Source organism: Paracoccus sp. SCSIO 75233 (genome assembly GCF_027912675.1).
Taxonomy (GTDB): Bacteria; Pseudomonadota; Alphaproteobacteria; order Rhodobacterales; family Rhodobacteraceae; genus Paracoccus.
This window is the reverse complement of the sequence record NZ_CP115757.1, coordinates 194538-214381: the sequence shown is the minus strand read 5'-3', so window position 1 is coordinate 214381 and position 19844 is coordinate 194538. Positions and strand designations below refer to the sequence as shown.

Annotated in this window: 25 protein-coding genes; 8 read left to right on the top strand and 17 right to left on the bottom strand. The window is 63.3% G+C overall.

Annotated elements, in window-relative coordinates:
- The first annotated feature begins 60 nt into the window (after positions 1-60).
- The 4 genes from rfbC to rfbA are packed head-to-tail and all read left to right on the top strand — an operon-like array spanning position 61 to position 3375.
- The gene (rfbC, locus tag PAF12_RS01080; RefSeq protein ID WP_271108178.1) at positions 61-618 is read left to right on the top strand and encodes a dTDP-4-dehydrorhamnose 3,5-epimerase; all 558 of its coding nucleotides are present in this window, start codon (positions 61-63) and stop codon (positions 616-618) included.
- Positions 618-1655, top strand: a complete 1038-nt coding sequence (gene rfbB, locus PAF12_RS01075) for a dTDP-glucose 4,6-dehydratase (protein ID WP_271108177.1) — start codon at positions 618-620, stop codon at positions 1653-1655. Before rfbC ends, rfbB begins: the two co-directional genes overlap by 1 nt.
- The gene (gene rfbD / locus PAF12_RS01070; protein WP_271108176.1) at positions 1655-2506 is read left to right on the top strand and encodes a dTDP-4-dehydrorhamnose reductase; all 852 of its coding nucleotides are present in this window, start codon (positions 1655-1657) and stop codon (positions 2504-2506) included. The genes rfbB and rfbD overlap by 1 nt, the downstream gene beginning before the upstream one ends.
- Positions 2503-3375 (top strand): glucose-1-phosphate thymidylyltransferase RfbA, encoded by an 873-nt coding sequence (rfbA, locus tag PAF12_RS01065; RefSeq protein WP_271108175.1) that lies wholly within the window; start codon positions 2503-2505, stop codon positions 3373-3375. The genes rfbD and rfbA overlap by 4 nt, the downstream gene beginning before the upstream one ends.
- Here the strand turns inward: rfbA and gph are convergent, their stop codons facing one another.
- The 12 genes from gph to PAF12_RS01005 form a co-directional block, all read right to left on the bottom strand.
- Positions 3376-4020 (bottom strand): phosphoglycolate phosphatase, encoded by a 645-nt coding sequence (gene gph / locus PAF12_RS01060; protein WP_271108174.1) that lies wholly within the window; start codon positions 4018-4020, stop codon positions 3376-3378.
- 3 nt (positions 4021-4023) lie between these two features.
- Positions 4024-4716, bottom strand: a complete 693-nt coding sequence (gene rpe / locus PAF12_RS01055) for a ribulose-phosphate 3-epimerase (RefSeq protein ID WP_271108173.1) — start codon at positions 4714-4716, stop codon at positions 4024-4026.
- Between the two features lie 88 nt (positions 4717-4804).
- Positions 4805-5737 carry a glycosyltransferase gene (locus tag PAF12_RS01050; RefSeq protein WP_271108172.1) on the bottom strand — a complete coding sequence of 311 codons (933 nt, stop codon included), beginning with the start codon at positions 5735-5737 and terminating at the stop codon, positions 4805-4807.
- A gap of 92 nt (positions 5738-5829) precedes the next feature.
- Positions 5830-6285, bottom strand: coding sequence for a hypothetical protein (locus PAF12_RS01045; RefSeq protein WP_271108171.1), 456 nt, complete (start codon positions 6283-6285; stop codon positions 5830-5832).
- An 8-nt stretch (positions 6286-6293) separates the two neighbouring features.
- A complete protein-coding gene (flgH, locus tag PAF12_RS01040; protein ID WP_271108170.1) occupies positions 6294-7028 on the bottom strand; it encodes a flagellar basal body L-ring protein FlgH in 735 nt (244 codons plus the stop codon).
- Positions 7025-7450 carry a flagellar basal body P-ring formation chaperone FlgA gene (gene flgA / locus PAF12_RS01035; RefSeq protein WP_271108169.1) on the bottom strand — a complete coding sequence of 142 codons (426 nt, stop codon included), beginning with the start codon at positions 7448-7450 and terminating at the stop codon, positions 7025-7027. Before flgA ends, flgH begins: the two co-directional genes overlap by 4 nt.
- A complete protein-coding gene (gene flgG, locus PAF12_RS01030; protein WP_271108168.1) occupies positions 7450-8235 on the bottom strand; it encodes a flagellar basal-body rod protein FlgG in 786 nt (261 codons plus the stop codon). The genes flgA and flgG overlap by 1 nt, the downstream gene beginning before the upstream one ends.
- Positions 8236-8244: 9 nt before the next feature.
- A complete protein-coding gene (locus PAF12_RS01025) occupies positions 8245-8964 on the bottom strand; it encodes a flagellar hook-basal body complex protein (RefSeq protein WP_271108167.1) in 720 nt (239 codons plus the stop codon).
- Between the two features lie 3 nt (positions 8965-8967).
- On the bottom strand, positions 8968-9234 hold the full coding sequence (locus tag PAF12_RS01020) for a flagellar biosynthetic protein FliQ (RefSeq protein WP_271108166.1): 267 nt from the start codon (positions 9232-9234) through the stop codon (positions 8968-8970).
- Complete coding sequence (locus PAF12_RS01015; RefSeq protein WP_271108165.1) at positions 9234-9500, bottom strand: flagellar hook-basal body complex protein FliE; 267 nt, start codon at positions 9498-9500, stop codon at positions 9234-9236. Before PAF12_RS01015 ends, PAF12_RS01020 begins: the two co-directional genes overlap by 1 nt.
- Before the next feature lie 11 nt (positions 9501-9511).
- On the bottom strand, positions 9512-9904 hold the full coding sequence (gene flgC / locus PAF12_RS01010; protein ID WP_271108164.1) for a flagellar basal body rod protein FlgC: 393 nt from the start codon (positions 9902-9904) through the stop codon (positions 9512-9514).
- Positions 9905-9907: 3 nt separating this feature from the next.
- Positions 9908-10297 (bottom strand): FlgB family protein, encoded by a 390-nt coding sequence (locus PAF12_RS01005; protein WP_271108163.1) that lies wholly within the window; start codon positions 10295-10297, stop codon positions 9908-9910.
- A gap of 97 nt (positions 10298-10394) precedes the next feature.
- Between PAF12_RS01005 and PAF12_RS01000 the strand changes: the two genes are divergently transcribed.
- Together PAF12_RS01000 and PAF12_RS00995 are read left to right on the top strand one after the other, a co-directional pair.
- Entirely contained in the window at positions 10395-11723 is a 1329-nt protein-coding gene (locus PAF12_RS01000) for a FliI/YscN family ATPase (protein ID WP_271108162.1), read from the top strand.
- Positions 11724-11823: 100 nt separating this feature from the next.
- A complete protein-coding gene (locus tag PAF12_RS00995) occupies positions 11824-12552 on the top strand; it encodes a Crp/Fnr family transcriptional regulator (protein WP_271108161.1) in 729 nt (242 codons plus the stop codon).
- A 5-nt stretch (positions 12553-12557) separates the two neighbouring features.
- Here the strand turns inward: PAF12_RS00995 and PAF12_RS00990 are convergent, their stop codons facing one another.
- From PAF12_RS00990 to PAF12_RS00980, 3 genes are read right to left on the bottom strand one after another with little or no spacing between them, the layout of a single operon-like run.
- Entirely contained in the window at positions 12558-13334 is a 777-nt protein-coding gene (locus tag PAF12_RS00990; RefSeq protein WP_271108160.1) for an extensin family protein, read from the bottom strand.
- A gap of 5 nt (positions 13335-13339) precedes the next feature.
- Positions 13340-14665 carry a L,D-transpeptidase gene (locus tag PAF12_RS00985; protein ID WP_271108159.1) on the bottom strand — a complete coding sequence of 442 codons (1326 nt, stop codon included), beginning with the start codon at positions 14663-14665 and terminating at the stop codon, positions 13340-13342.
- A gap of 46 nt (positions 14666-14711) precedes the next feature.
- Positions 14712-15422 carry a GntR family transcriptional regulator gene (locus PAF12_RS00980; RefSeq protein WP_271108158.1) on the bottom strand — a complete coding sequence of 237 codons (711 nt, stop codon included), beginning with the start codon at positions 15420-15422 and terminating at the stop codon, positions 14712-14714.
- A gap of 266 nt (positions 15423-15688) precedes the next feature.
- Between PAF12_RS00980 and PAF12_RS00975 the strand changes: the two genes are divergently transcribed.
- Together PAF12_RS00975 and PAF12_RS00970 are read left to right on the top strand one after the other, a co-directional pair.
- Positions 15689-16351 carry a ribonuclease HII gene (locus PAF12_RS00975; RefSeq protein ID WP_271108157.1) on the top strand — a complete coding sequence of 221 codons (663 nt, stop codon included), beginning with the start codon at positions 15689-15691 and terminating at the stop codon, positions 16349-16351.
- Between the two features lie 88 nt (positions 16352-16439).
- Positions 16440-17552 (top strand): site-specific DNA-methyltransferase, encoded by a 1113-nt coding sequence (locus tag PAF12_RS00970; protein WP_271108156.1) that lies wholly within the window; start codon positions 16440-16442, stop codon positions 17550-17552.
- Positions 17553-17693: 141 nt separating this feature from the next.
- On the opposite strand, the gene PAF12_RS00965 is transcribed toward PAF12_RS00970, so the two are convergent.
- Together PAF12_RS00965 and PAF12_RS00960 are read right to left on the bottom strand one after the other, a co-directional pair.
- Positions 17694-18560, bottom strand: coding sequence for a hypothetical protein (locus PAF12_RS00965; protein WP_271108155.1), 867 nt, complete (start codon positions 18558-18560; stop codon positions 17694-17696).
- Between the two features lie 135 nt (positions 18561-18695).
- Complete coding sequence (locus PAF12_RS00960; protein ID WP_271108154.1) at positions 18696-19820, bottom strand: alkane 1-monooxygenase; 1125 nt, start codon at positions 19818-19820, stop codon at positions 18696-18698.
- Between the last annotated feature and the right edge of the window lie 24 nt (positions 19821-19844).

Below are 19844 nucleotides of genomic sequence, written 5' to 3'. Positions count from 1 at the left end.
TTGTGCCGCATGCCATGCTATGGCACTCCATTTTCAGGATATTCACGGACGGAGCCCGCCATGCAGATCGAAAAAACCCCGCTTCCCGGCGTGCTGCTTCTGACGCCGGCGCGACATGGCGATGAGCGCGGCTTTTTCAGCGAAAGCTGGAACCGCAGCACGTTGCAGCAGGCGGGAATACACCTCCCCGAATTCGTTCAGGACAATCATTCCCTGTCACGCGCCAAGGGCACGCTGCGCGGGCTGCACTACCAATCGCCGCCGAAAGCCCAGGGCAAGCTGGTGCGATGCGGGCGCGGCGCGCTTTACGATGTGGCCGTCGATGCACGCCTTGGCAGCCCGCATTACGGCGAATGGTTCGGCGCGGAACTCAGCTTCGAAAACGGCCGCCAGCTCTGGATACCGGCGGGGTTCCTGCACGGCTTCGTCACGCGGGAGCCGGATACGGAGGTGGTCTATAAATGCACCGATCATTACTCGCGTGAACATGACGGCGCGGTTCGCTGGGATTCGGCTGGCATCGACTGGGGCGTGGGCGAGCCTGTCCTGTCGGAAAAGGACCGCGACGCGACGGCTTTCGCGGACTGGTCATCCCCCTTCAGCTACGAGGCCGATTGATGAAAATCCTGATCACCGGCGGGGCCGGCTTCATCGGCTCGGCAGTCGTGCGGCACGCCATCCGCACCGGTCACGAAGTTGTCAATCTGGACGCGCTGACCTATGCGGCAAATCTGGCGAATGTCGCCAGCGTCTCGAACGCGCCCGGTTACAGTTTCGAACAGGCGGATATCCGCGACCGCGCCGCGCTTGACCGGATACTGGCGACACATCGCCCCGATGCGGTGATGCATCTGGCGGCGGAATCCCATGTCGACCGCTCCATCGACGGCCCCGGTGCCTTCATCGAAACCAATATCAACGGCACCTATAATCTGCTGGAGGCCGCACGGAGCTACTGGGCCGCAGAGGGCAAACCCGACAGTTTCCGCTTTCACCATGTCTCCACGGATGAGGTGTTCGGCTCGCTTGGCGAGGACGGGCAGTTTACGGAAGAAACGCCCTATGATCCGCGCAGCCCCTATTCCGCGTCGAAAGCCGCCAGCGATCACCTCGTCCGGGCATGGCACGAAACCTATGGCCTGCCGGTCGTGCTCAGTAACTGCTCGAATAATTACGGCCCGTTCCACTTCCCCGAAAAGCTGGTCCCGGTCGTCATCCTGAAAGCCCTCGCCGGGGAACCGATCCCGGTCTATGGCGATGGCGGCAATATCCGCGACTGGCTGTATGTCGAGGATCATGCCGACGCGCTGCTGACGGTTCTGGAAAGCGGCCAACTCGGGCGCAGTTACAATATCGGCGGCGAGAATGAGGCGAAGAATATCGACCTCGTGCGAACGATCTGCGCCCATATGGACGCGCTGCGCCCGGCAGGCGCGCCGCATGCCAATCTCATCACCTTCGTCGCCGACCGCCCCGGCCATGACCGCCGCTATGCCATCGATCCGACCCGCATCCGGGAGGAACTCGGCTGGCGCCCTTCCGTCACGGTGGAAGAGGGGCTGCGCCGCACCGTCGAATGGTATCTCGATAACGAAGACTGGTGGCGGCCGCTTCTGGACCGCGACGGTGTCGGCAAACGGCTGGGGACGGGTTGATGCAGGGGCTTCTGGTATTCGGCAAAACGGGACAGGTCGCGACCGAGCTTGCCCGGATCGCCCCCGACGCGCATTTCGCCGGACGGGATAAGGCGGACCTGACCGATCCAAACGCCTGCGCGGCCCTGATCCGCCGGGAACAGCCCCGTGCCGTCATCAACGCCGCCGCCTATACCGCCGTCGACAAGGCCGAAACCGATCAGCAGACAGCCAAGCTGGTCAATGCCGACGCCCCCGCCGCTATGGCGCGGGCCTGCGCCGAACTGAACATTCCGTTCGTACAGATTTCGACCGATTACGTCTTCGACGGCAGCGGCGATCAGCCCCGTGCTGAAGATGCGGACACCGCCCCGCTCGGCGTTTACGGCCAGACCAAGCTGGACGGGGAGCGGAGTGTTATCGCCGCTGGCGGTCAACACGCCATCATGCGCACAAGCTGGGTCTTTTCCGCGCATGGCAATAACTTCGTGAAAACCATGCGCCGCCTGGGTGCAGAGCGTGACCGGCTGACCATCGTGGCGGACCAGATCGGCGGGCCGACAGCGGCGGCTGACATCGCCCGCGCAGCACTCGACATCGCGCAGCAGATGACAGCGGATAGCACGAAATCAGGCATATACCATTTCGCCGGCGCGCCGGATGTGAGCTGGGCCGATTTCGCGCGCGAGATATTCGCACAATCCGACCTTTCCCCCGAAGTCGTCGATATTCCAACGAGTGATTATCCCACCCCCGCGAAACGACCGCTCAATTCGCGCCTGCATTGCGCGGCGATTTCGCATGATTTTGGCATTGCAAGACCGCACTGGAGGCGCTCTCTGGCCGCGGTCATCAAGGAATTGAACGCATGACACAGCGCAAAGGCATCATCCTCGCCGGCGGCTCCGGCACCCGGCTTTACCCGATCACGATGGGCGTCTCGAAGCAGCTTCTGCCGATCTATGACAAGCCGATGATCTACTACCCCGTCTCCGTGCTGATGCTCGCCGGTATCCGTGAGATCGCGATCATCACCACGCCCGAGGATCAGGAACAGTTCCGCCGCCTGCTGAGCGACGGCAGCCAGTGGGGTCTCAACTTCACCTATATCGCCCAGCCATCCCCGGACGGGCTGGCGCAGGCCTATCTTCTGGCCCGCGATTTTCTGGACGGCGCGCCCTCTGCAATGGTGCTGGGCGACAATATCTTTTTCGGCCACGGCCTGTCGGAGTTGATGACCGCCGCCGATGCGAAACCCGAAGGCGGCACCGTCTTCGGCTATCGCGTGGCCGACCCGGAACGCTACGGCGTGGTCGATTTCGACAACGAGGGCACCGTCCGCGCGATCATCGAAAAGCCTTCGGAACCACCGTCGCAATTCGCCGTAACCGGGCTTTATTTCCTCGACGGCTCAGCACCGGACCGGGCGGCGGAGGTCAAGCCCTCAGCCCGTGGCGAGTTGGAGATCACGACGCTTCTGGAAAGCTATCTCCATGACGGGCTGCTGACGGTCGAACGGATGGGGCGCGGCTATGCCTGGCTCGACACCGGCACCCATGCGAGCCTGCTTGACGCGGGGAATTTCGTCCGCACGCTGCAACAGCGTCAGGGCCTGCAAACCGGCTGCCCGGACGAGATCGCCTACGAACAGGGCTGGATCGACGGTGAGGCACTGGCCAAACGCGCCGCCCTGTTCGCGAAGAACGCCTATGGCCGCTACCTGACCGGGCTGCTCAAATAATCAGCGCAGTCCCGCAATCAGCGGCGGAAGCCGGGCGAAATCGTCAAACGACGCGGCGAAGCTGAGCGTTTCCGCCGGGACATGCAGATAGCCCTCGGTGAACAGCAGGAAAGGCAGCCCGGCCGCCTGCGCGGTCTCGGCATCGACATCGCTGTCACCGACATAAACCGTCGCACCGCCGCCCATTCCGGCCTGCGTATGCAGCAGCGCCGCCGGGTCGGGCTTGCGCGGCAGACCGCTATCGCCGCCGGTCACGACATCGAAATATCCGCGCAGGTCCAGATGCCGCAAAACCGCCTCCGCAGGGACGGCTGGCTTGTTGGTGCAAATACCCAGCCGATGCCCCTCCGCCTTCAGCGCGTCCAGCGAGGCGACCACGCCCGGATATGGCACGGTCAATGTCACCGCATCCTCGTAGCGCGCAACCATGTTTTTCTCCATCCGCGCGGCGCGGGCGGCATCGCTGATCCCATGCGCCTTCAACAGGCAGGCGATCAGATGCGGCACCCCGCGACCGACGAAGCCGCGCACGGTGTCGAGATCAAGCGCGCCCAGCCCCTCATCGGCAAGAACTGCATTCGCCGTCGCATGAATATCGGGCGCGCTGTCGATCAGCGTGCCGTCGAGATCGAAAATCACGATCATCGCTCAGCCCGCCGCCGCAACAGCCGCATCGCGGATCGCCCGGATATTCTCGCCGTAAACCTCCGCCGTCTCGACCGTACCGCCACGGAACACGGCGGAACCTGCAACCAGCACATCCGCACCAGCCTTCGCAACCAGCGGCGCCGTGTTCGGGTCGATCCCGCCATCGACCTGAATATGAATGGGCCGGTCCCCGATCATCCCGCGCAGCCGGGCAGCCTTGTCGAGCTGGCTGTGAATGAATTTCTGCCCGCCGAACCCCGGATTGACGGTCATCACCAGCACCAGATCACACAGATCCAGCACATACTCGACCGCCTCCAAAGGCGTGCCGGGGTTCAGCGCCAGCCCGGCCTTTTTCCCCGTCGCCCGGATCGCCTGCAATGTCCGATGAGGATGCGGGCCGGATTCGACATGTGCGGTAATCAGATCCGCCCCCGCCTCGGCATAAGCCTCGATATAAGGGTCGACCGGCGCGATCATCAGGTGAACATCCATGAAACCGGAGACATGGGGCCGGAACGCCTTCACCGCGGGCGGACCGAAGGTCAGGTTCGGCACGAAATGCCCGTCCATCACGTCGACATGCACCCAATCCGCCCCCTGTGCCTCGACCGCGCGGATTTCACGACCGAAATCGGCAAAATCGGCGGACAGGATGGACGGCGCGATCTTGATATTTCGCTCGAAGCTCATGGCAGTTTCCCTGGATACGGAACAATCTGGAGTACCGGCCTTCGATAGGGCCGAAACGCCATGAGCGTCAACCGCAACCGGCCTTCACTTATCTGCGCCGCCGCAGCCGTCCGGCCAGCGCCGCACCATAAAGCGCCGCCGTGCCCGCCGGCGTCTGCCGCCTTATCCCCATGCGCAGCATCGAGGCGGCCATCCGCCAACCCGGTTGCGACAGCGACGCCGTAAAGCGCGACAGCAATGCGCGGTTTTCTTCGGTCAGCAGATCACCCGCCGCACCAAGCGCCGCGACATTCGCCGCCAGCCATGCCCCATAGGCTCCGTCGAAAAGCTGAGAAATCCGCGCCTTCTTCGCCGCAACCGTATCGTTGCGCCCCTTCAGATTTTCCGCGTGCTGGCGGTAGAACAGCACCTCCGCATCGTCGCGCAGCACGCCCAGCCCTGCACCGGACACGAGCTGATAGAGCCACCAGTCATGGGATTCGATCCCCGCCGTCGCAGCAGCACCCGCAGCGCGCCGCGCCAAATTAGCCGCCTCCGGGGTCAGCAGAATCGTATTTCCCGCCGTCACCGCCTGCACCAGCGAATTGCGGAACCCGAACGGCCCGGCAAATCGGCGCGAGCCGGTCAGCGGATTCAGCGCCTCGTCGCAGATCGTCGTGCAGGCAGAATAAATCCCGGCCTCTGGCGCTGCCGCCAGCGCGGTCAAGGCGCGGCTGATCTTGTCGGGCCGCCAGACATCGTCCTGATCCGCAAATGACAGATAGCTGCCGGGCGAGGACCACGCGATCAGCGACAGGAAATTCTGCGTCGCCCCGCGCCGGGGACCGTCGACCAGCACGACCTGCCCCTCGGGTCGCGCCGCCGCAAATTCCCGCACGATCCGCGGCCCGTCATCGTCCGAGCCGTCATCGGACACGATCAACCGCCAATCCGCATGATCCTGCGCCGCGATACTGTCCAGCTGCGCCGCGATATGCGCCGCACCCTGATAAAGCGCCAACCCGATCTCGACCTGCGTCACCAATGCCTCCGCCGGAACGGATGACCCCGTGCCGCCCGTCCGGCCCTCTTCTGCCCGGTAACACGCTAGACCCGCAAGCCCGGTCGTTGTGATTACAGCCGGTCCTGCCGGGCAATATCCTCGATCAGCACATTCGCGATTGCATTGTCCGAGACCGCTTGCGCTGCCTCCAGCAACTCCGTACGGATCCTGCGCATCCGGGGTTCGGTCGTGAAATTACCATCGAACGCGCCGGTATTGGACAGGATCAGCAGCCGCCGCAAAAGCGCATCGCGCAGCCGCAGCTTATCCCGCAGAACCGCCGCTTCGGCATCCTCCGGCATCTCGACCGACAGCGACAGAACCATCGTGCCATCCAGATTGCCCCCACGCATGACCGGCACAAAGAACTGCGTCGGAAAGGCGTAATACGCCGTTGCCGCTTTTTCCGCAGCCTCCGCCCCGCTCTCGGGCGGCACAGGCGGGACGGGGCGCAACGCCTCTCCGGCCAGCAATCCGCCGACCGTCGCAAGCAGCATCGCGAGCACCGGCAACAGTTTCCTGATCATCGCGCCCCTCAATACGGCAACAGAATATCGGCCACCTGCTGACCGTAGCGCGGCTGCTGGACATCGGTGATCTGCCCGCGCCCGCCGTAAGAGATCCGCGCGCCTGCGATCCGGTCATAGGCAATCTCGTTATTGCGCCCGATATCCTCGGGCCGCACGAAGCCCGACACCGTCAATTCGCGCATCTCGAAATTCACCCGCACCTCCTGGCTGCCCTGAACATGCAGCGTCCCGTTCGGCAGGCGATTGATAATCGTCGCCGCAACCCGCAGCGTCAGCTTATCGCGCCGCGAGATCTTGCCGCTGCCCTTGTAGCTGGAGGAGGCATCCGCATTCACCAGCCCCGCCGACGACGCTCCGTCCGGCAGACGCTTGTCCAGCCGTTGAGGAATCCCGCCGAAATCGGCAATCGAGACCTCGTCGGCGGCGGAACGCGAGCGGTTGGAGCTGTTGGAAATCTCCGCCCGGTCGTCGATCTCGATCACCACGGTCAGAATATCGCCGCGCGTCGCCGCGCGCCGGTCCCGCACCAGCGAATTCCGCTGCCCCGCCCAAAGCGACGCGCTCGCTTCCGGTCGTTGCGGCGTCTCCGGCAGGTTCAATTCGGGCGAGATCATTGCCTCGAATTCCGGCGTGCTCTGCGGCGCGCTCATGCTCGGCGGGCGGCCAAGATGATCGGCACGGTTGCAGCCTGACAGCGCCGCGAAAACGCCCACGGCCAGAAAAACGACCCTCGCCTTCATGGCATCACCCCATGACCGGCCACGACAACCGCCCCGTCCGCCATAACCTTGGCCGAGACAGTCGTGCGCGAGGCGAGATTCATCACCCGAACGTCATCGCCCGCAGCACCCTCCGTCAAGGCACGACCCTCGGTCACGATTTCCAGCGATCCGGCCTCATAAGCCATCCGCACGATCTGATTGCGCGACACCAGAACCGGCGGACGCAGCGCGCCCGCCATCACCGGGCGGCCTTCATAAATCGCAATCCGGGTCTGCAAACCGACAGCCTCCTCAGCCATGCCGATCCCCGGCGCATCGGGGTCAAACCCCAGATCGTCCGCCGCGATCACCGTCCCCGGCGGCAGGTTCCGCGCAGCCACCACACCAGCCGCCGCATCAACGGGGGCCAGCAACACGGCCATCAACAAAGCGCCGCGCATCACCGCACCTGCACCGTCGCGCCAAGCATCTGGTCGGCGGCCGTGATCACCTTCGCGTTCAATTCATATCCGCGCTGCGCCTTGATCAATTCCGTGATCTCCCGCACCGGATCGACGGCGCTTTCCTCCAGATAGCCCTGCCGCAACGTGCCGACACCCTCCTGCCCGGGCAAAGCCACAAGCGCAGGCCCGGAGGCATTGGTTTCAAGGAACAGGTTCGACCCGACCGCCTCCAGCCCCTTCTCATTGGTGAATCCCGCCAGCGTGAACTGCCCCAGAAGTTCCGGTTCCACCTGATCGTCGAAATAGGCATAGACCTCGCCATCGGCATTGATCGCCACCCGCCGTGTCTCGTCGGGAATGGTGATGCCGGGCGCAACCGGATAGCCGTCAGACGTCACGATCTGCCCGTCAGGCGAGCGTTTCAGCGCACCGTCACGCGTATAGCCCGATACGCCAGAGGGCAGCGTCACCTCGATATAGCCATGCCCGTCAATCGCCAGATCAAGATCGCCGCCCGTCGAACTCAGCGAGCCTTGCGCGATATTCACCGTCACCGCCGTCGGACGCGCACCCAGCCCAAGCTGGATACCCGCCGGAATGATCGTCCCGTCCGAGGCCGCAATCGTCCCCGGTCGCGTCACCTGCTGATAATGCAGATCCGCGAACTCCGCCCGGCGGGCATTATACCCGGTCGTCGACATATTCGCGAGATTGTTCGAGATCACCTCGACGCGCGTCTGCTGCGCGCTCATGCCTGTGGCGGCAATTTGCAGGGCTTTCATGGAAACCTCCTAACGGGTCATGGCCTGAATTGTGTCGCGGATCCGCTGATCCTCACGGTCCAGCAGCGTCTGGCCGATCTCATAGGCGCGCTGCACCTCGATCATGCGGGTCATTTCGAAAATGGGATCGACATTGGAATCCTCCAGAAACCCCTGCTGGATGCGGGTCTCGAAAGCGGGCTCCAGATCGGCGGGATCGACCGCGAACATCGTCCCGCCCTGACGCAGCATGGTTTCGGGGTCAGGTGCCGCAAACAGCCCGACCCGCGCCAGTTGCTCGCCATCGGCGGACAGCGTGCCATCGGGTCCAAGCGCGACCTGCCGCGCCCCCGGCGGGATCTGGATCGGTGCCAACCCCTCATCCAGCAGCCGGTGGCCCTCGGCGGTCATCAACTCCCCCTCGGCAGAGGTCATGAACGCCCCCGCCCGCGTGATCCTGACGCCATCCGGTGCCTGCACCGCAAAGAACCCGGCCCCGTCAATCGCCAGATCGTAACTGCCCCCGGTTCGCGACATCCCCGCCTGCCGCAGATCCAGCAGACGGCCCCGCGCATTGGCCATCGACAGCCCCTCCCGCCCTTGGCCCGTCGGGGTCAGATATTCGGAAAACACCACCCCTTCGCGCCGGAAGCCGGTTGTCTGCGCATTGGCGATGTTATTCGCAACCACCCGCATCTCCCGCATAAGCCCCGATTGCCGGGTCAGCGTCGCGTAAATGGCGTTATCCATCTCTCATGCTCCTGCGATCAGGGGGATAAGGTTTTCGGTGAAAAAACTGGCCAGAATCGCGGTCATGAAGCTCATCGACACCCAGAACACGGCCAGCATCAGCCCGATCTTCGGCACGAAAGTCAGCGTCATTTCCTGCACCGAGGTCAGCGCCTGAAACAGCCCGATCGCCACGCCCGCGATCAGCGCCACCGCCAGAAGCGGCGCCGACATGCGCACCGCGATCCACAACGACTGCCGGACCAGATCGAAGATCAGGTTTTCGTCCATCAGACCGGCATCCGCAGGATTTCCTGATAGGCCTCGACCACCTTGTCGCGAATGGCCAAGGCCGCATCCAGCGCCAGTTCCGCCTCGGTCAGCGACTGGACGAGCGTATGGGTATCCGCCGTCCCGGACATGGCACCGACAGCGTTCCGGTCGGCGGCATTCATCACCTCCTCGAATGTGCGCGCCGCCCCGGCGGCTGGACCGGATGCTTGCGTCGCAACTGTCGCGCGTTGATAGGCATTGGCAGCATTGACGGATGAGATCATCTTATTTCCTTTCAGCGGCGCAGCAGGTCGAGCAGCGATGACGACATCTGCCGCGATTGGTCAAAGACGCGCAGATTGGCCTCATAGCTCCGGCTGGCCTCGCGCGCGTCGGCGATTTCGGTGACCAGATCGACATTCGATCCGGCGTAATAGCCCTGCTGATCGGCCATCGGATGGGCAGGATCATGGATCTGCGGCAACACGCCCTGATCCAAAAACGGCGCGGACGCCTCCACCAGCCCGGTCTGCCGCCCCCGGCTCAGAACCGCATCGAAGCTGACCAGCTTGCGCCGATAACCGGGCGTATCCGCGTTGGCGATATTTTCCGATATATGGCGCAAACGATCCGCCTGCGCCCGCATCCCGTATGCCGCGATCTCCGTCGCACCGTGGGTCATATCCATCGCTTACCCCCTGCGTCCAAGCGCGCTGCGCAGCATGTTCAGCGACGACCTGTAGACCGACAGGGACAGTTCATGCTGCCGTTTCACCTCGGCGCTGCGCACCATCTCGCGCTCAAGCGAGACCGAATTGCCGTTCGGCGACATCCCGCCGCGCTCTTCGACAGGCTGCAGCCCGGGCCCGGACCCCTTCCGGTGGCCCAGATGCACCGGGCGGGTCGTCCGCATCCAGTTGTCGTCGCCCCTGCCATAGACCTCCGAAAAAGGCCTGACATCACGGGCGCGATAGCCGGGCGTATCGGCATTGGCGACATTTCCGGCGATTAACTTCATCCGCCCGGCGGCATAGGCGCTCAGGGCCTTGGCCATGCGAATTGTTCCAAGTCGTTCCAACATCGGGCTGCTCCTCTGCTGCGGTCAACCCGGTTTTAACCCCGACTGATTTAGAAACCGTTTCGGATCAGTTCGTTGCAGCAGCCTCGGAGTGCGGAAATTGCATAAACTTGAATCAATCGCGGCCCGGATCACCCGCCTTCGCCCGGCCCGTTATTTCGGCACGATCACAGCAATCCGCGCCGGTCTGGTCGAGGCATCCGGGCTGAACGCCATCGCCTCCATCGGGGATCGGGTGACGCTTTCCATCCAAAGCGGGATCGCTGGCGAAATCGTCGCACTGACCGGAAAAACCGCTGAGATCCTGCCCGAAGCGCCGGTGGAGGGGCTTTCCATCGGGACGGAGGTCGAGCTGATCTTCGCCCCCCGCCTCGCCCCCTGCGACGGCTGGATCGGGCGGATCGTCGACCCGATGGGACAACCGCTCGACGACCGCCCGCTCGCACAGGGCAGCCAGCCGCGCCGTTTCATGACCAAACCGCCCGCTGCGGCAACGCGCAAACGCCTCGGTGAGCGTCTGGATACAGGGCTGGCGGTGTTCGACACGCTGCTGCCTATTGTGCGCGGCCAGCGGATCGGGCTTTTCGCTGGCTCCGGCGTCGGCAAATCCATGCTGCTCTCGCAACTGGCTCGCGGGGTGCAGGCCGACATCGTGGTCATCGCCCTGATCGGCGAACGTGGCCGGGAATTGCGCGAATTCACCGAAAACGTGCTTGGGCCGGAGGGGATGGCCCGCGCCGTGGTCATCGCCGCCACCTCCGACCAATCGCCGCTCATCCGCCGCCGCTGCGCCTGGGCCGCAATGGCCGTCGCCGAGCATTTCCGCGACGCGGGCCGGCATGTCCTGCTGCTCGCCGATTCCGTCACCCGTTTTGCCGAAGCGCATCGCGAGGTGGCGCTCGCGGCTGGTGAGGATGCGTCATATCGCGGTTTTCCGCCATCGACCTCGCATCTGATCATGTCACTCGCCGAACGCGCCGGACCGGGGGCGGATGGCAGCGGCGACATCACGGGCATTTTCAGCGTCCTCGTCGCCGGATCGGATATGGAGGAACCCGTCGCCGATATTCTGCGCGGCGTCCTTGACGGCCATGTCGTGCTGGACCGCGCGATTGCCGAACGTGGCCGCTTCCCGGCGATAGACGTACCGAAATCCGTCTCCCGCTCCTTGCCACACGCCGCCAGCACAACGGAAAACGCAGTTATCTCCCGCGCACGCAGCGCCCTGGGCGCATATGCGGAATCGGAGATGATGATCAAAGCCGGTCTCTACGCCGCCGGAACCGACCCGAAACTTGATGAGGCCGTCCGGGTTTTCCCCGCCCTTGACAGCTTCATAACAAGGCCCAGCCCCAATGGCTGCGGCGACAGTTTCACCATGCTCGCAAAGGCGCTGGACGCGGCACAACCCGCACTCCGTCGACCCTGAACCGAAATACCTTGGGAACGATTAACCAAAGTTAGCGTTTAGCCGCATTGCGATTTCCGCTCGGATTTTGCAATTTCGCCAAGTTTTCTGGGGAACTGTAGTGGCCATTTCAGACTTTTTCATTCGCTTCCTTGAACGCCGGGACAGGCTGTCAGAGGCCGAGCGCGAGCGTCTTGCTGCTGTGAGGACTGAGCGGATCAGCTTTTCACCGGGTCAGGTCATCGTCGCCCAGGACACACAGACAGAACATAGCTGCCTCATGCTCAGCGGCATGTCGGGCCGCATCCACAAATTGCCGCGCGGCAATGACCGCGTCATCACAGCCCTTCACGTCCCCGGCGATTTTATCGATCTTCACGGTTTCGTGCTGGCGGGGCTGGAACACACCGTCGTCGCAATGGGCGCGACAGAGGTGGAATTTGTCAGCCACGATCAGCTGCGCGACATCACCGACGACTGGCCGCATCTGACCCGGCTGCTGTGGATGTCAACCACGGTCGACGCGGCGATCCACCGTCAATGGCTGGTCGCCGCCGCCTCGCTGCGCTCCAGCGCGCATCTCGCCCATCTTTTGTGCGAGCTTTACACAAGGCTGCATGCCGTGGGCGCGGCAGAGGATTATCGCTTCACCCTGCCACTGCTGCAACGCGATCTGGCAAGCATCCTCGGCTACTCGCCCATCCACATCAACCGGGCCGTGCGCGACCTGCGCGAGCGTGGCCTGATCCGCTGGTCCGGCTCCGAGGTCGAGATCCTCGACTGGCAGGGCATCGTCGCGCTGGCACGGTTCCGCCCCGATTATCTGGATATGGAGCGCGTCCGGCGCTGAGCCGTCTATTCGCAGATCCGCCAGCCATTTCCGCGCGCGATCACGTCGAAATGAAGATGGTTGTCATGCGCCGCATTCGATCCCGGCCCCAGCACGGTCGAGAAATACGGACATGCCCCGTAGCGCACCGCCTTCTGAAACGCCTCCGCCAGATCGCCCGTTTCATCCCGCGGCGCGACCGGCAACTCGCTGCCATCCGACAGCCGGAAGGCCGCGATGTCGAACGCATTGCCTAACGCATGCTCCGACAGCCGCTCCGCCCGTCCGCCAACCCGTGCCCGGCACTGATAGGTCGATCCCGGCACCAGCCCGGTGACACCCGGCCTTCCCGGCAAGCGCCGCGCTGCGGGTTGCAACTCATCGCGCACCCAAAGCGCCAGCATATGCGCGGTTTCACAGCGCATCTCCGCACCGCCGACGATCTCCACATCCGGTTGAATCGTCGAAATCCGAACCGGGCGGGCGATCCCGCAATCGGGATCATCCGCAGAGCGTATCGGCTGCAGCGCCTCATAACCGACCTTCAGCAGATCCAGTTCCAGCAGACAGGATCGAAAACCGAAACCGTCCTCGGCAAGCGCCGCCCAGGCCGGTTCCTCAGGCTCAACCTCCGGCACCGCCTCCATAGAAACCGCAGGCGGCGAATCCCCGGCTGCTGCGGGCCGATCCGGCGGGCGCGTGGCATCGATTGTCACAGCTTCCGGCACCGATACCTGCTGCGCCGCCGCCGCCGGGGCGAGGGAGCCCAAGCCCGTCAGCATCACGATCTGAACGGCGCGCACGGGGATCACTCCGCCGCGCTGTCGGCACCTGCGGGCTGGCTGACGGTCACATCCGCCGTCTGCGGGATCGCCGCCTGAACCGCAGCGGTCAACGGATCAACCGCATCGACCGCATCGACCGCATCGTCGGAAACGGCAGGGGCGGCAGCAGGCGTCGGCGCCTCGGGTCCCACGACCTCGGCGGAAGGCGCGACCGGGGCCGGCGCCGCCGCCTCGATCACAGGTTTCCGGCGCGGCGCAGCCGAGGTGCCCAGTTGAAGCGATACCGGCTGCTGCGTCTCCTGCACCTCCTGCGTCACCGGCGCGGCTTCGGCAGTCTCCGCCGTTGCCGGAGCCGATTTCGGTGACGAGCCCTTCTCGACAAACTCGACCGAGGTCACGCCGGGCTGGACCATATGCGCCAATTCCTGCGCATCCCAGTTGGTCAGCCGCACACAACCATGCGACTCGCTGACAAACAGACGCGACGGTGTCGGCGTGCCGTGTATCCCATATGTTGGCTTGGTCAGCGCGATCCACACCGAACCGACCGGCCCATTCGGTCCCGGCGGCAGCGTCAGAACCTGATCGTTCGACCCCTGCTGGAAATTCTTCGACGGGTTGTAGGTGTATTCGGGGTTCAACGCGACGCGGCTGACCTTGTGCGTCCCGCTTGGCGAGGGCGTCTGTGCCGATCCGATGGTGGACGGATAATTCACCACCATCCGCCCGGACGCATCGAAGGCCGAGACCCGGTTGGTGCCCTTGTCGATCACGATCCGCGTCACCTTGGCCCGCGACGGATCAGAGGGCGCGACAACCTTGATCGTCGTCCCCGGCGTCAGCGCCACACCCGGATTCATGACCTCGATAAAGTCATCATCCATGTGAAAACGCTCGCCCAGCTTCTCCGCCACGGAAGTATAGCCGAGCGAGGTCATATTCGCCTTTTCCAGATAATCGTCCGGAATCCACCGGGTCAGATTCGCGGCATCCGCCTCGGTGATCGTGTAGTCAGCCGTGAACGCCTCACCCGCATAGGGCTGCAACGCCGCCCAGACCCGCATATCCATGACCCCGTCGGCGGGCAGGTTGCTGCGGCGCTCAAACGCGGCGATGGCGCTTCGGCTCATGCCGCCCTTGATGCCGTCGATGACGCCGGGCGAAATCCCGGCGCGATCCAGCAGGATCTGCACCTTGGCCGTCAGTGCCGACACCCCGCCCGGCAATGCGCCGCCGGAATAGGTGGCGGCCTCGATCGCCTCGGCGCTGACTGCCGCCGCCTGTACCGGCCCGGATAATCCGGCGGACAGAACGGCAGCCAACAGCACGGGGCACAGACGGGCACTCATGAAAAACTCCTGCAACGATAACGTCATTTACGACTGTTTTCTTGTCTCAGCGAACGAAGGCGACGCGATGCGACGGGGGATAGACACGCCGCGTATGCGACAGCGGAACGCCCGCAGACCACAATGTACGATCAAGCGTCAATACCGGAAACCCCTTATCGCCGCCCAGAATATCCGCGCATTCCTCGGTCAGGCGGGTTGCGGAGAACTCCATTTTCCCGGTCAGCTGCGCCACGTTTTCGCGCATCCATTCCAACGGCTCCCCCTCGTCCAGCGCCTCTTCCGGGATGCTGTCGGCTCCCTTGACCAGAAGATACCCCAACTCAGCGCAATAGGCTTCATCGTCCGAGGTGATCAGCGCACAATAACGGATCAATTCTTCGCCAGCGGACAGGTGCATAATGGATGCAATCCGGCTGGACGCCTGAACCCGCTTCCGGTCGATCAGCCGGTAACCATATCTGGCCCCGGTCGCCTCGACCTCGCCACGGATGGGCTGAGCCTCCGCACCCGCCTCCTCGACATTGCCGCTCGCGATGCGCGTGCCGACCCGGCGGCGGCGATGGACGATGCCGTCCTGGGCAAGTTGCGACAACGCCCGGTTGACCGTGGCCCGCGCGCAACCCAATTCTGCCGCAAGCTCATGCTCCGTCGGGATCAGTTCACCGGCACGCCATTCGCCGGTACGGATACGCCGAAGCACCTCGCCTTGCACGGATTGCCAGGTATTCTGTATATTGCGTCCGGCTGGCCTCAAGATGCCCTCTTGAAGCAATGTTTCTCCACCTGAAATCAAGGTCTTCCCTCCTCGAAATAAATTAACTGATCTGCCGACACCCCGACTTCTGAACGGTCCACCTTAATGGTCTTTTTGATAGCGTTCCGAGACCGCCAAGTTGTAAAGTCGGTTTTGTCAGCACCGACGACGCTTGCCGTCTTGCTATACTGCTCAAACCCCACTGGTTTCATATTGCACAATTACAAATTGAACCCAATAGAGTAATAAAACCTAAAGTAGAGAAGTTGTACAAAAATATAGATTCTTATGCCAAAAACACGCTCCCGGACCTGTCTTTCGAGCGTGATGCCCACTCCGCAGGCGCAAAATTCGTCGCAGGAATCGACGAGGTCGGGCGCGGCCCCCTTGCTGGTCCGGTCACCGCAGCCGCCGTCATCCTGAATGCAAAGCAGATTCCAGAAGGGCTCAACGATTCGAAAAAGCTCGGCGCCGCGCGCCGCAGCGCCATCGCCGAACTGATCCGCGACAGCGCCGACTGGTCGGTCGCCCATGCTTCGGTCGAGGAAATCGACCGGCTCAACATCCTCCGCGCCGCGCATCTCGCCATGTGCCGGGCCGTGGCCGGGCTGCGGCAACGCCCCGACTTCGCGCTGGTCGACGGCCACATGATCCCGCAGGATCTCACCGTCCCCGCCCGCGGCATCGTCAAGGGCGACGCGCGCAGCCTCAGCATCGCAGCGGCCTCGATCCTCGCCAAAACCGAACGCGACAGGATCATGGTGGATTTGGCGCAACAGTTTCCCGGCTATGGCTGGGAACGCAACGCCGGATACCCCACCAAGGCGCATAAACAGGCGCTGATCGCCTTGGGCGTGACCCCACATCATCGGCGCAGCTTCGCACCCGTCCACAATATCTTGTGTAAAGACAAAAACGCAAGCTGCTGATTCAAATAAATAAATTGACGCCGAATCAACCCTGAATCATCATTGCCCCAGAGCAGACCGGAAAAATCCGGCAATTCGAGAGGCAGAGATGAACGAAGCTAAGACCGCGTCCGCGCGCAGTTTGCCGCTGAACCAGATTCTGGAAGGCGACTGCATAAAGACGATGAACGCCCTGCCAGAGGGCAGCATCGACCTGATTTTTGCCGACCCGCCCTATAACCTTCAACTGAAGGGCGATCTGCACCGGCCCGATAATTCCCGCGTCGATGCGGTCGACGATCACTGGGACCAGTTTTCCAGCTTCGCCGCCTATGACAGCTTCACCCGCGAGTGGCTCGCCGCCGCCCGCCGCCTGCTGAAACCCAACGGCGCGATCTGGGTCATCGGCAGCTATCACAACATCTTCCGCGTCGGGGCCGAGCTGCAAAATCAGGGCTTCTGGATCCTCAACGACGTGATCTGGCGCAAATCCAACCCGATGCCGAATTTCCGTGGCAAGCGCCTGACCAATGCCCATGAGACGCTGATCTGGGCCTCGAAATCGGAATCCGCGAAATACACCTTCAATTACGAAGCCCTGAAATCGCTGAACGAAGGGGTGCAGATGCGCTCCGACTGGGTGCTGCCGATCTGCAATGGCGGCGAACGGCTGAAGGACGATCAGGGCAACAAGGCCCACCCGACGCAGAAACCCGAATCGCTCCTGCATCGCGTGCTGATCGGCACCACCAATCCCGGCGACGTGGTGCTCGACCCGTTCTTCGGCACCGGCACCACCGGCGCGGTCGCCAAGATGCTCGGCCGCGACTTCATCGGCATCGAGCGTGAATCCGGCTATCGCGAGGCCGCCAGCAAGCGCATGTCCCGCATCCGCCGCCTCCATGCAGAGGCATTGGCGACCTCCACCGGCAAGCGGGCAGAACCGCGCGTCCCCTTCGGCCAGCTTGTCGAACGCGGGATGCTGCGTCCGGGCGAAGAACTCTACTCCGCCGGCAACCGCCACAAGGCCAAGGTCCGCGCCGATGGCAGCGTCACGGGCGGCGACGTCAAGGGCTCCATCCATCAGGTCGGCGCCAAGCTGGAAGGCGCGCCGTCCTGCAATGGCTGGACCTACTGGCATTTCAAACGCGAAGGCAAGCTCTTGCCCATCGACGCGCTGCGCCAGCAGATCCGGGATGAAATGGACGAACGTCCGAACTGATCCCTTTCCACCAGTTTCGCCATGTCCGTCGGCCCCGCTCGTTGGGCCCGGACAGACTTGCCCCGCCCTCAGTCGAAGGCGGGGCTTTTTTTCTCTCCGGCAAGCGCGACCGGACCGGCGGCCACGCCGCGCCGCGCCGCATCATCTCCGCATCCGCTCCCGCTTCTGCAGCATCCAGTCCAACGCGACCATCCTTTGCTCATGTGGATCGACATCATGCCGGCGGCAAAGCCGCTCAAGATATGATCCGGGCACCGGAAGCCCCGCATATTCCGTCGCGATCATCATGCGCTGAAACCCGTAGACATGCACGGAATGGACGCCGTCACGCTCGATATCCTCCGTCGCGACATTCGGGTCGTGCAGTCTCCGAAGCTCCGCCTTGGTCAAAGGGTAAAACACCTCCACCGGCATGGCATGACCATCCTCGCCAGACTGCGCCAGAAAATACCCGAAGGCTTTCGGGCCAGAGCAACCCCAGGGCAAATCCTCGATCCCCCAGCGTTCACCCCGCGCGACACGCTGGGCGTTAAGCTTGCGAAGGCGCGCCCCCCGCCAAGGTTGCGAGGGGTTTTCCGATGTGACAAAGCCCAGCATTTCAGCAAGCGCCGGAGAATCCGGCGGCAAGCCCAAAACGCCGCTTGGGATCGCATTCCCCTCCCGCCCGAACACATAGGGCGTCCCGAACCGGAACGGGCGAAGGCAATAGGCATCCAGATCGACCCAGATAAACCCGGTCGACTGCACCATGCGCAGCCGGAAAATATCCGAAAACACCGCAACCCGCAGCCGGTCATTGTCGCTGATATCGAATGGCGGCGGCCAAAGAATATCTGCGGCAGGCCGGGTCTCGGTTCCGTCTGGAACACCGGCCAGCGGTTCAGCCGTGTAAAGGATGAAGCGATGACCGCGATCGAGATAGGACTTGATGCAAAGCGCCTCCAGCCAGGACAGATCGGAGCCGTACCAGAAGCTTGCGATAACCGGCAGATCCTCGGCGGTCGTCATCGGCGCACGGTCCTCCCCCGCCCTGTGAAACCATAGGTCATTTCTCGCCCGTCACGGCGCAACACGCAACGCCCGCAGCCTGTGTACGCCCTGTGTACGCGCCGTGTACCGTCCGTGCACGCCCGGTGCGGCCCGTCAAAGCGCCTTTCGCGGCATAGGAAATGTCCCGCGGTTATAATCGGTCCAGTCCTCGATATCGGGATAGAACTGCCGCCGCCACGCCCGCACACGCGGGTTCATCCGCCGCCGCCACAACGGCGGAATCATCGCCAGAAACGTCATTCCCGGATAGCCGAACGGAAGCTGCGGCGCCTCATCCTCGTCATAAGTCTGAAGCAGGGGAAACCGCCGATCCGGCTTGTAATGGTGGTCCGAATGCCGTTGCAGATTGATCAGCAGCCAGTTGGACGCCTTGTGCGAGGCATTCCAGCTATGGCGCGGCAGGACATGCTCATAACGCCCCTCGCCCAGATAGCGCCGGGTCAGCCCGTAATGCTCGACATAATTCGTCAGTTCAAGCTGCCATATCGCGATAAATGCCTGCCAGACGAACAGCAGCAATCCCTGCCAGCCACCCAGCAAAAGCGCCAGAAGCAGCATGCCCAGTTGCAGCACGGCGTAGCGCCAGAACGGATTGCGCCGGTCGGTCACAGGCCGTCCGGCGCGGGCCAGAAAATTCCTCTCGGCCCGCCACGCACTGCGCGGCCCCTCGGTCAGCACGCGCCAGAAAAACCGGTGGAACCCCTCATTATAGCGCGCCGAAACCGCGTCGCGCGGCGTCGCCACCCATGAATGATGAACCAGCAGATGCTCGGTACGAAAATGCGAATAAAGGGTCGAGGCGAGCAGAAGATCGCCCAGCCAACGTTCCCATTGCGGCTTTTGATGCAGCAATTCATGGGCATAAACCATCCCGACCGAGCCGGTGGCGACGCCAAGGCCAAAGAACAGCCCCAGCTTCTCCCAACCCGAAAGCCCGGATCGCGTGGTGTAATAGATCAACCCGAACAGCAGGCAGAACTGCACCGGAAACCAGATCACCGTGATCGCGCGATACCAGAAAAGCTGGTCAACCGGCGTCTCCGTATCCGGGTTCTCCTCATTGAGCCCCAGCACCAGATCCAGCCCGGTCACCATGTACCAGGCGTAGACCGGCATCAGCACCCACCACCAGCCGCCCTGAACGGCAGCCAGAACCGCCAGCGGCACAAGACCCAGCGACATCCAGAACGGCAAAGCGGTGCGAAACGATCCAATCATGGTTGCGTTTCTACACTTGTTTCA